The following is a 9,726-nucleotide window of genomic DNA, read 5'->3' as shown; positions in this document are numbered from 1 at the left end:
CCACGAGCTCAGTGCTTGGAGAGTCCCCCTCACCCGCATCGCTTCGCGATGCCACCTCTCCCCGCAAGCGGGGAGAGGTGGCAGAAGGCGCCTGCGACAGCAGCCGCAGCCACAGATATTGTGCGACGTTCGTATCCTGGTACTCGTCGACCAGGATGAACTTGAAGCGCTGCTGGTACTGCCTGAGGATATCCGGGTGCTCGCGGAAGATGCGGATGTTCTCCAGCAGGAGATCGCCGAAATCGGCAGCGTTCAGGATCTTCAGCCGCTCCTGGTAGCTCGCATAGAGCTTGCCGCCCTTGCCGTTGGCGAACATCGCGGCCTCGCCCGACGGTACCTGTGTAGGCATCAGGCCGCGGTTCTTCCAGCCGTCGATCAGGCCGGCCAGCATCCGCGCCGGCCAGCGCTTCTCGTCAATGTTCTCGGCCTGCAGCAGCTGCTTGAGCAGCCGTACCTGGTCGTCGACGTCGAGCACGGTGAAGTTCGACTTGAGCTGCGCCAGCTCGGCATGGATGCGCAGGATGCGGCCGCCGATGGAGTGGAAGGTGCCGAGCCATGGCATGCCTTCGACGGCGTGGCCGAGCATCTGGCTGAGCCGGTGCTTCATCTCGCGCGCGGCCTTGTTGGTGAAGGTCACCGACAGGATCTCGGCCGGGCGGGCGCGGCCCTGGCTCAAGATGTGCGCGATGCGCGTGGTCAGGACGCGGGTCTTGCCGGTGCCGGCGCCGGCCAGCACCAGGACCGGGCCGTCCAGCGTCTCCACTGCCTCGCGCTGCTCCGGATTGAGCCCGGCGAGGTATTTCGGGCCCACCGAGGCGCGCGCACGCGCGGCGATGCCGCCGGCTGCGGGCTGGTGGTCGGGTACGGCTGTGATCTTGCTCGGCTCGGTCATGCGAATCATCGGCCCCACGATGGCACCGCGGGGTGGTGGAAGGGAGCCTTCTTAACAGGGATTGGTGCCTATATGGGGCGCCGGGCCGGGTTTTCCACGTGCGCGGCAGGCCGATTTGTTCCAGCTGAGCCAGCGAATTTCGCTCCCGCCGGGACCGGAACTATCGTTCTCGCGTCGAGATTGTCAGGACAGGTGGCGCGGCCAGCCGCGTCGATCGCAGACAACATCAAGACGAGGGTTTGACCATGCTAGGCTGGGTTGTGACGTTTCTGGTTATCGCACTGATCGCCGGCATCCTGGGCTTCGGCGGCGTCGCCGGCGCTTCGATCGAGATCGCCAAGATCATCTTCTTCATCGCAGTCGTTCTGTTCCTGGTCTCGGCCGTCGTCGGCCTCGCCCGCGGCCGCAACAGAATATAGCTGCGATGTTCACCTCTCTCCGACGGGGAGAGGTGAACCACAGGCGGCAGACGGCGCCTGAGCCACTAACGCTTCGAGGGCATCGCCACGCTCCGGCCGATGCCCTCGGGTCGCGTCAAGGCGCTGTGGGACTTGGCAACTCCAGCAATGCGCTGCTGGATGTCGGTCGGAAAAGGCGCGACGCGCCGCGCATTCATGTCCATGTGCAGTGACATGTTCTCGGACGTCGCCGACAGCCAGCCCTCGGTGCCGTGCCGCATCTCCTCGAATGTGTGCAGCCGCTTGTCATCGGCGTCGAGCAGCCAGACTAAGATCTGCACGGGATCGCCGAGATGGATCTCGCGCAAATAGCGCACGTGGCATTCGGCGGTGAAGGTCGAGCCGTGGCGCTCTGTCTTGTAGACCGGGCCAATCCCGAGCTCGAGCCAGAACTCGTCGATCGCCCGATCGAACATCACGTTGTAATAGGCCATGTTGAGATGGCCGTTATAGTCGATCCATTGCGGCTCGACCTGCATGATCGAGGAGCGAAACGGCTCTGCGTTCGGCGCTGTGGCGGCGGTCTCCGGCATGTGTCCTTCCCAAGCTATGCGTCCGGTCCCTTGACTTGACCGGTTATATGTCCTTTGCCACGGTCTCTTCTCGTCGGGAGGAATTCCGTGGGTACGACCATCACCAATAATCCGCCGCGGCCGGAGCCGAAAGCCCTCGCAAGCGCGCTGGAGCAGCTTGCCGCGCGCTTCGGCAACCGCCTCATCACCTCGCAGGCCGTGCGCGAGCAGCACGGCCATACCACCACCTGGATCCCCAACCAGCCGCCTGATGGCGTGGTGATGGCGCAGGAGACCGCCGACATCCAGGACGGGGTGCGGATCTGCGCCAAACATCGCGTGCCCGTCATTCCCTTCGGCACCGGCACCTCGCTCGAAGGCCAGGTCAACGCGCCCGCCGGCGGCATCTCGATCGACCTGCGCGACATGAACAAGGTGCTCGCGGTGCATGCCGAGGACCTCGACTGCGTGATCCAGCCCGGCGTCACCCGCAAGGCACTGAACGAACATCTGCGCGACCAGGGCCTGTTCTTCCCGATCGATCCCGGCGCGGATGCCTCGCTCGGCGGCATGGCCTCGACCCGCGCCTCCGGCACCAATGCGGTGCGCTACGGCACCATGCGCGACAGCGTGCTGGCGCTGAAAGTGGTGCGCGGCGACGGCGAGATCATCACCACGGGCACGCGCGCCAAGAAATCGGCCGCGGGCTACGACCTGACGCATCTGTTCGTCGGCGCCGAAGGCACGCTCGGCATCATCTCCGAGCTGACCATTCGCCTGCGCGGCATCCCCGAGACGATCGCAGCCGGTGCGGTGTCGTTCGTGACCGTGCACGGCGCCTGCCAGGCCGTGATCCTGGCGATCCAGACCGGTATTCCCGTCGCGCGCATCGAGTTGCTCAATGCCGCGCAGGTCAAGGCCTGCAACGCCTATTCCAAGCTGACGCTGCCGGAGACGCCGCTGCTGCTGATGGAATTCCACGGTAGCGAGATCGAGGTCGCCGAGCAATCCAAGGCGTTCGGCGAGATCGCGAGGGACTGCGGCGGCGGCGATTTCTCCTGGACCACCAAGCCGGAGGACCGCACCAAGCTGTGGCAGGCGCGGCACGATGCTTATTGGTCGGTGAAGGCGCTGCGGCCCGGCGACAGCATCGGCGTGGTCGCGACCGACGTCTGCGTGCCGATCTCGCGGCTCGCCGACTGCGTCAGCGAGACCGAGGAGGATCTCAAGCGCCTCAATTTGCTGTCGCCGATCGTCGGCCATGTCGGCGACGGCAATTTCCACTGCTCGCTCGTGTGCGACACCAACGACGCCGACGAGATGGCGCGCGGCGAGGAGTTCATGCATCGTCTGGTCGAGCGTGCGCAGGCCATGGACGGCACCTGCACCGGCGAACACGGCATCGGCCAAGGCAAGCAGAAATATCTCGAGGCCGAGCTCGGCCCCGAGGCGCTCGATGCGATGCGGGCGCTGAAGCAGGCGCTCGATCCGCTCAACATCTTCAATCCCGGCAAGATCGTGCCGGAGGCATAAGGCTGCGCCCTCCGGAACCGGGAACTTTCGGCAATCCTGCCGGTTCCAACTCCCGCCAATTTCCGATGCTCAATGGCGGGGCTTTGCGCGGGAGGGTGCGATGGTGCGACCGGTCATGGGAATTGCCGCGGTGGCATTTGCCTGCATGCTTGCGGGGGCCGCGTTCGCGAAGGGCGGACACGGAGGCGGCCATGGAGGTGGGCATGGCGGCGGGCGCGGCGGCGGTCACCACGGCGGCCATTTCCGCGGCCACGGCGGCGGGCATGCGCATGGCGGGCATCATCGCGCCACGCGGTTCACAACCGGCGCTCGGCGTGGCGGCCCGAACTTCGGTCAGATCCGCAATGCCGCGATACGACCGGCGAACTTCCGCAACGCCTGGAACGCCAGCGCCTTCCGCAACGGCCGGCTGATCAGCAATCCGGCGGCCCGCGCGCAGATTGCCGCGGCGGCGGCACTCGCCGGCTGGAGCGGTGCAAGCAGCGGATGGTGGCAACATCCCGGCGGCGGCTACGGCTGGGTCGGGCCGCTGTTCTGGCCGTTCGCCTATAACGATCTCTACGATTACACGATCTGGGGCGACGGGCTCGGCTTCTGGGGCTACGGGTATCCGGACATCTATGCCGGCATTTTCAGCCCCTATGGCTATGATCGGCTGTCGGCTTATCTGCCGCAGCAGCCGCAGGGACGGCGGCGAGCGCGCAGCGCGCCGCTCGATCAGCTCTGCGGCAGCGATCGGCGCGCCATCGTCGGCCTGCCGATCGATCAGATCGCAGCCGCGGTGCAGCCGACGAACGCGCAAGGCGCTGCTCTCGATGCGCTCGGCAACGCCTCGGTCGACGCGGCAGCGTTGATCCGCACCTCCTGTCCGACGCAGGCCGCGGCGACGGCGCCCGGCCGGCTCGCCGCCATGCAGCAGCGGGTCGAGGCGATGCAGAAGGCCGTCGATTTGGTTCAGCCTGCGCTGGACCAGTTCTATGGTTCGCTCAACGACGAGCAGAAGGCGCGCTTCAATGCGCTTGCCGACGATCAACGTCGTGCCGCGGCATCGAACAATGCGGGCGGATCGTCGGTGCAGACTTGCAGCCCGTCCGCCGCGTTCGATTGGCCCGGCGCCACGATCGAAGAACGGCTTCGTCCGAACGACACTCAGCGCGCGGCACTCCAGGTGCTCCAGGACACCAGCGCCAAAGTTAGCACGTCGCTCAAGCCGTCCTGCGAGCCCAATGAGGTGATGACGCCTCCGGCCCGCATGGCCGCGATCCGCAAGCGTCTCGATGTCATGCTGGACGGAATCAAGTCGGTCCGGGCGGCGCTCGATGATTTCTACGCCACGCTCAACGACGAGCAGAAGGCGCAGTTCGAGGCGATCGGCCCGCGCCGCATGTCCTGAACGCCGTGACCAATTGAAAACCATTGGTGGGGCAATGAAGTGGTTCGCGAGGCGAGAGCCGGCAGACGTCTGGGACGAGCCGATCGGGGGGCCGCTCGGCGACATCGACGCAGCCGACCGGATTCGCAACATCTGCCAGGCTGCGCGGGCGATCGCCGAAGCCGCCGGCGCTTCGGCGCCGACCAGCACGCGCGAGCGCTATGAGCGCGCAGCCCGCGCTGCTATGGAGATCGCGATGAAGATCTCCGACGATCTGATGCGCGACGACGCCGTGCGCCGCATCGTGGATCTCTGCATGAAGGCTGAGGACATCAAGACGGCGCAGATCTTGTCGCGTGCGATCCAGGCAGGCTGGATTCGAGAAGCCGTGCTCCGGGACCATCCGGCCCTGTCGCAATGAGTTCGGCTCGCGCGATTGGCGCGAGCCGAATGTTGCTGGTGCCGGACCGCTCAGTATCTGCGGTAGCCACCGCTGTTGTAGCCACCGCTGTTATGGTCGCCGCCGCGGCCGCCCATTCCCATGCCGAGGCCGATCCCCACGCCGATGCCGATGCCCTGCATCACGGCCTCCGGCGGCGGGCCGCGATCCGGCGGCGGCGCGCGCTCGTAGACCACTTGCTCGGACGGCGGCCGTCGCTTGGGCGGCGTCTCGACCACCTTGCGCTTCGGCGGGGTCTCGTCGACGCGCTTCTTGATCACGGGCGGGACCGGCGTTGCCGGGGTCGCGGGCGTCGAGCACGGGCAGGTCGGCGCCATCGCGACCGCGACGGGCGTCGCCGCGGCGGCCACGGGCACGGTGTAGTTGCGGTTCTGCACGCGCAGCAGCAGCCGGCGCGCGGTTGCCGCGAGATCGCTGTTGTCCCAGTTCGCGAGGTATGCCTCGAACGAGGCGCGGGTGTTGATCGCGGTGGCACGCTCCCACGCCAGCATCTGGCGACGCCGCTCCAGCACGGTGCGAAGGCGCGGCGTGCGCGTGTCCTGGGCGTACAGCTCGATATAGGCCTGATACGCCTCCACGGTGTCCTCGGTGATCACGAGCTCATAGGCGACCATGGCCGGCTTGCCCTGCAATGTCTTGCGCCAGTCCGCGACGCTGCGCGTGCCGCCGGCGAGCGCCATGGCGGATGCGCCGGGAAGAGCGGGCGTGCTGCCGCCGCTCTCGCCGAAGAACCTGAAATCGGTGGTCAGCGAGGAGCTTTCCCAAGGGATCTGCCGGCCGTCGGTCGACTGCGCCACCGCGACACGGATGCGCTTGAACATCTCCTCAATCGGCAGGTTCGGCTGCTTGGCGACGGTCAGCACGGCCGTCGTATAGGGGCTGTCGAGGCCGTTGCCGTCCTCGGCCTCGGCGCCGGGCGAGGTCGAATAGGAGATGAACGAGCCGGGAGCGCCGGCCTTGGTATCGACGATCGCAAGGCCGTGGCCGGCGCCGCTGAGCGCGGGGAACGGGTTGTTGCGGCAGGCATCGAGCATGAAGATGCGCGCCCGCGTCGGCAGCGCGCCGAGCGTGTTGAGCATGTCGTTCAGCCGCACGCCCTGCAGCGGGATGTCGGCCTCGCGCTTGGGGTCGAGATCGACAGGCACCAGATAGTTCTCGCCGTCGATCTGAAGGCCGTGGCCGGCATAGAACACCAGCGCGACGGTGTCGGGGCCGCTGGCACTGACCTTGCCGGCGAAGTCCGAGATCGCCGCGCGCATCTCGGTCTGCGCCAGATTGGCCGCCGTGGTGACGGTGAAGCCGGCACTGCCGAGCAGCTCCGTCATGCCCTTGGCGTCGTTGGCGGCGTTCGGCAGCTCCGGCACGGTGCGATAGGCCGATTGGCCGATCACCAGCGCAAGCCGCGCCTCAGCGGCCGCGTCCGTGGGCGTCATCAATTGGGAAAGTGCGAGAAGACCGGACGCAAGAAGCAAATTCGAAAAGACTGGACGGCGCATGATGTCACCTCCAACGGCAATGCGCACGATGATGGCACCTTTTCTAAGTCCGCGCCATGAGGGCGTCTGTGCGCTGGATCACGCAGGGGCCGCGGCAAAATGGGGCAGGGTATCTGCCGGAGCCGTCCTTGTGCTAGACCTTTCGACCGCGCTGCCGCGGGCATTCGGCCAGTGAAGGAGTCTTGTCGTGAAGGTCCTGCTCGCGCACACCCCAGAGATGCGGCGCAATTATTACGGCGATCGCAGCCTGAACGGCCTGCGGGCGGCCGCCGAGGTGATTCTGCACGAGAAGGATGAGCCGCTGGACGCCGCCGGCTTGGTGCGCGCTGCGAAGGATGCCGACATCATCGTCGCCGACCGCATGACTGAAGGGCGCGGCGAGATCTTTGCGCAATTGCCGCGTCTGCGGGCCTTCGTCCGCTGCGCCGTCGACATCCGCAACGTCGACGTGGATGCGGCCTCGCAAGCCGGCGTGCTCGTGACCCGCGCCGGGCCCGGCTTCGTGCAGGCCGTGGCCGAGCTCGCGCTCGGCTTCATGGTCGACCTCTCCCGCGGCGTGTCGCGGACCACCGCAGATTACCAGGCAGGCCGCAAGCCGGAAGCACGGATAGGCCGCCAGCTCGCCGGCAGCCGGATCGGCATCATCGGCTACGGCAGCATCGGGCGCTACCTCGCCGAGATCGCAAAAGTGCTGCGCATGGAGGTATTGATCTCCGATCCCTTCGTAACCGTCAGCGATGCCGAGATCCGGCAGGTCGGTCTCGACGAGCTCCTCGCCGCATCGGACTATGTCGTCTGCCTCGCCGTCGCCAATGCGCAGACCGAGACTCTGATCGGGGCCGCAGCCCTGGCGCGCATGCAGAAGCATGCCGTCTTCATCAATCTCTCGCGCGGCAATCTCGTCGACGAGTCGGCGCTGGCACGCGCGCTGCGTGAAGGCCGCATCGCCGGCGCCGCCATGGATGTCGGCCGCGCACCGGACCAGATGCCGACGCCCGATATTGCCAAGCTGCCGAATGTCATCGCGACGCCCCATGTCGGCGGGCTGACGCCGCAGGCCATCGAATACCAGTCGCTGGAGACCGTGCGACAGGTCGAGGCCATCGCGAGGGGAGAAATCCCGCAAGGCGCCGTTAACGCCGATCGCTGGACGCGGCGGCCGTGAAAGGTCTCAAAGCCGGTCCACCGCCTTGAACGTCCCGTCCTTCTGAATCACGGTCAGGAACACCTTCGGCGGCATGTCGAGCATGCGTGTGCCGACGGTGACGATGCTGCCGCTGATGTCGAAACGGCCGGTATCGTTGATGGCGCGCAGCAGGCTGGCGCGGGTCGGATTGGGGCCGGCCTTTTCCAGCGCCGCGGCCGCGAGGCGGCCGGACAGATAGCCTTCCAGCGACACGAAGTCCGGCGTCAGCGCCGGGTCGTACGCCTTTTGCGCCGCCTGATAGTCGGCGACGAGCTTGAGCGAGCGGTCCCAGGGAAACGGCACCACCTGCGAGACGATGACGCCTTCGCCCTCCGGGCCGAGCTCCGCGGCGAGCGCGACGGCGCCGACGAAGGAGATGTTGACGAAGGTTGGACGAGCGCCGCTGCGGCGGGCGAGCTTGATGAACTCCGCGCACGGACCATAGGTCCCGACCATGACGATGGCTTCGGGGTCGGCGCGCTTGATCATGCGCCAGGCCTGGCCGACCGCGCGGGTGTTGCGCTCGTAAGTGCCCTCGGCGGCGAGCTCGAGCCCGCGCTTGGCGAGCGCCCGCTTCACGCCGACAAGCCCGTCGCGGCCGAAGGAATCGTCCTGGTAGACGATGCCGATGCGGGTGAACTTGCGATCCTCGGTGAGATGCTTGATCCAGGCTTCCGCCTCCGCGCCGTAGCTGGCGCGGATATTGACGACGTTCGGAAGCTCGAGATCGCGCAGGAACTCGGCGCCGGTGAACGGGCCGATGAAGGGCACGTTCCTGGAGCTGGTGATCGGTATCGTCGCCATCGCGGTCGGCGTGCCGACCGCACCGATCAGCGCGAACACCTTGTCGTCGTCGATCAGACGCAGCGTCTGCGCCACCGAACGGTCGGGATCGTAGCCGTCGTCGCGGCTGATGAGCTGGAGCTTGCGGCCATGAACGCCGCCCTTGGCATTGGCCTCGGTGAATGCGGCGACGATGCCTTGCCGCATGCGCTGTCCCAGCGCGGAGGACGGGCCTTCCAGCGCCGCGGCCTGGCCGAACAGGATTGCATCCTCGCTGATGCCGGCCTCGTTGCCCCTCGCAACCAGCGTGGTCGCGGCCAGAAGCGCGATGGTCAGAACGACGGATCTCGCTGATCGAATTCGATGCATCGGGAGGCTTGCCGGATCCTTGAAAGAAACCTTGCGCAACATAGCCTTGCGAGGCTGAATAGCTCGCTAAGCGCCACGGCGCAGAGAGGCCGTATTACACCGGGGAAAACCGGCAACTTATGTCGAGAAAGCCGGGATCGCTCGTGCACTTCGTTAACTAATTTCCGCATTGCGGTACGACTGGTTTCCGAAATTGTGCACTTCTTAACCGCCGTCTTGTTCCGATAGCGGCACCGGCACCTCAACCAGAGGTTCGGTTCGTCGCGGACAGGGGACGGCGGCTTCAAGATGGGCGGTCGCGATCAGAACGATCAGGATCGGAGACGTAGAGGCGGATGGTGGCGTGCCGCGCCGCTGCTCGGGCTCTATCGTCCTGCGCTCGTCGCGGTTGGCGTTGGCCTGCTGTTCTCGATCGTGGGCGCTGCCGCCGTCGCGCGGTGGGAAGATCGCGTCAACAGGATCGAGTTCGAGAACGCAGCCGAGACCCAGGCGATCGTCCTGCAGAACGGCATGAACGAGTACATATCGAGACTTCTCGCGCTGCGCACGTTGTTCGAATCGACCAACGAAGAAGTCACCCGCAGCGAATTCGAGACCTTCAGCGCCCGCCTGTTCGAGCGTCACCCCGGCATGCTGCGCATCTCCTGGTTGCCGCGGATCAACCG

At 66.5% G+C, this 9,726-nt stretch carries 9 protein-coding genes and 1 pseudogene; 6 read left to right on the top strand and 4 right to left on the bottom strand.

The annotated features are described in order from the left end of the window. Positions 1-901, bottom strand: a 901-nt coding sequence (locus XF30_RS39645; protein WP_244609057.1) for an ATP-dependent helicase, incomplete at its 3' end; no start/stop codon positions are given. Positions 902-1,137: 236 nt separating this feature from the next. On the opposite strand from XF30_RS39645, the gene XF30_RS32465 reads away from it, so the two are divergent. Beyond that, a complete protein-coding gene (locus XF30_RS32465) occupies positions 1,138-1,311 on the top strand; it encodes a DUF1328 domain-containing protein (protein WP_036006471.1) in 174 nt (57 codons plus the stop codon). Positions 1,312-1,376: 65 nt separating this feature from the next. Here XF30_RS32465 and XF30_RS32460 read toward each other — a convergent pair whose 3' ends face one another. Then, complete coding sequence (locus XF30_RS32460; RefSeq protein WP_109144952.1) at positions 1,377-1,883, bottom strand: thioesterase family protein; 507 nt, start codon at positions 1,881-1,883, stop codon at positions 1,377-1,379. A gap of 87 nt (positions 1,884-1,970) precedes the next feature. On the opposite strand from XF30_RS32460, the gene XF30_RS32455 reads away from it, so the two are divergent. The 3 genes from XF30_RS32455 to XF30_RS32445 all read left to right on the top strand — a co-directional run bounded on the left by XF30_RS32455 (position 1,971) and on the right by XF30_RS32445 (position 5,188). Next, positions 1,971-3,395, top strand: a complete 1,425-nt coding sequence (locus XF30_RS32455; protein ID WP_109144951.1) for an FAD-binding oxidoreductase — start codon at positions 1,971-1,973, stop codon at positions 3,393-3,395. A gap of 100 nt (positions 3,396-3,495) precedes the next feature. Continuing rightward, complete coding sequence (locus tag XF30_RS32450) at positions 3,496-4,788, top strand: Spy/CpxP family protein refolding chaperone (protein ID WP_109144950.1); 1,293 nt, start codon at positions 3,496-3,498, stop codon at positions 4,786-4,788. Positions 4,789-4,822: 34 nt separating this feature from the next. Next, positions 4,823-5,188 carry a hypothetical protein gene (locus tag XF30_RS32445; RefSeq protein WP_036006488.1) on the top strand — a complete coding sequence of 122 codons (366 nt, stop codon included), beginning with the start codon at positions 4,823-4,825 and terminating at the stop codon, positions 5,186-5,188. Between the two features lie 50 nt (positions 5,189-5,238). On the opposite strand, the gene XF30_RS32440 is transcribed toward XF30_RS32445, so the two are convergent. Continuing rightward, positions 5,239-6,723 carry a caspase family protein gene (locus tag XF30_RS32440; RefSeq protein WP_109144949.1) on the bottom strand — a complete coding sequence of 495 codons (1,485 nt, stop codon included), beginning with the start codon at positions 6,721-6,723 and terminating at the stop codon, positions 5,239-5,241. Between the two features lie 187 nt (positions 6,724-6,910). On the opposite strand from XF30_RS32440, the gene XF30_RS32435 reads away from it, so the two are divergent. Further along, entirely contained in the window at positions 6,911-7,888 is a 978-nt protein-coding gene (locus tag XF30_RS32435; protein ID WP_109144948.1) for a hydroxyacid dehydrogenase, read from the top strand. A 6-nt stretch (positions 7,889-7,894) separates the two neighbouring features. On the opposite strand, the gene XF30_RS32430 is transcribed toward XF30_RS32435, so the two are convergent. Then, positions 7,895-9,061: an ABC transporter substrate-binding protein gene (locus tag XF30_RS32430; protein ID WP_109145939.1), complete on the bottom strand. Its 1,167-nt coding sequence runs from the start codon at positions 9,059-9,061 to the stop codon at positions 7,895-7,897. Between the two features lie 288 nt (positions 9,062-9,349). On the opposite strand from XF30_RS32430, the pseudogene XF30_RS32425 reads away from it, so the two are divergent. Further along, positions 9,350-9,726: pseudogene (locus XF30_RS32425) on the top strand (histidine kinase); the annotation flags it as partial.

It is taken from the genome of Bradyrhizobium sp. SUTN9-2, from assembly GCF_003122645.1.
Lineage (GTDB): Bacteria > Pseudomonadota > Alphaproteobacteria > Rhizobiales > Xanthobacteraceae > Bradyrhizobium > Bradyrhizobium yuanmingense.
This window is presented reverse-complemented; position numbering and strand designations above follow the sequence as displayed.

Bases quoted from the DNA above. Each gene is read 5' to 3' on its own strand.
- XF30_RS32445 (WP_036006488.1), top strand. From the start codon at position 4,823: ATGAAGTGGTTCGCGAGGCGAGAGCCGGCAGACGTCTGGGACGAGCCG.
- XF30_RS32465 (WP_036006471.1), top strand. From the start codon at position 1,138: ATGCTAGGCTGGGTTGTGACGTTTCTGGTTATCGCACTGATCGCCGGC.
- XF30_RS32440 (WP_109144949.1), bottom strand. From the start codon at position 6,723: ATGCGCCGTCCAGTCTTTTCGAATTTGCTTCTTGCGTCCGGTCTTCTC.
- XF30_RS32460 (WP_109144952.1), bottom strand. From the start codon at position 1,883: ATGCCGGAGACCGCCGCCACAGCGCCGAACGCAGAGCCGTTTCGCTCC.
- XF30_RS32430 (WP_109145939.1), bottom strand. From the start codon at position 9,061: ATGCATCGAATTCGATCAGCGAGATCCGTCGTTCTGACCATCGCGCTT.
- XF30_RS32450 (WP_109144950.1), top strand. From the start codon at position 3,496: ATGGTGCGACCGGTCATGGGAATTGCCGCGGTGGCATTTGCCTGCATG.